We start from the raw sequence: 530 nt of genomic DNA on the forward strand, positions 1-530 counted from the left end.
CCTTGTCGTAGCTACTGTCTGGATTAACGCAGATCTCGATGTTGATCGTGTTTTTGTTATTGACTCCAGCCACCAGCGGCGTTCCGTACTGCTTGCCTACAGCCCATGCTCCGTCCGTGTGGTTGAGCGCCTGATAGATCGCTGCATCATCAACGTAATAATGGACCGATGTAGCCAAATTGCCATTATTATGCGCCCTGGCGTGGGAAGCTGCTCCGGCCCCTTTGTTGAAATTATCAGTCTCATGGATTACGATGTACTTTGGGTGATTCTGGCTTGCATAGCAATTAATCTGTTTGATTTGTTTTGTAATAGGTAACATAACTGTCCTCCTTCAAAAAAAAAAGAAAAGGGCCCGGAATCCCCAGGCCCCAAAAAGTTGTGATATTACAACCATTGCGATATCGCAACAGCTTATTTCGTCAGCTGCTTGTACGCCTGGTTGATACCGGTAGCTGCAAGCCCCGATACAGTTCCAACCGCCGCTGCGTTGATGATGTCCGCCGCCGGGAAGTCGGGCATCGTGTACA

1 protein-coding gene and 1 pseudogene are annotated in these 530 nt (G+C 48.9%); both read right to left on the reverse strand.

Features of this window, described 5'->3' with window-relative positions; genetic code table 11:
* A partial coding sequence (locus NE473_RS30145) for a peptidoglycan recognition protein family protein (protein ID WP_256265550.1) occupies window positions 1-322 on the reverse strand: 322 nt, incomplete at its 3' end.
* Between the two features lie 92 nt (window positions 323-414).
* Window positions 415-530: pseudogene (locus NE473_RS30150) on the reverse strand (phage holin family protein); the annotation flags it as partial.

It is taken from the genome of Hungatella sp. SL.1.14 (assembly GCF_024460495.1).
Lineage (GTDB): Bacteria > Bacillota > Clostridia > Lachnospirales > Lachnospiraceae > Hungatella > Hungatella hathewayi.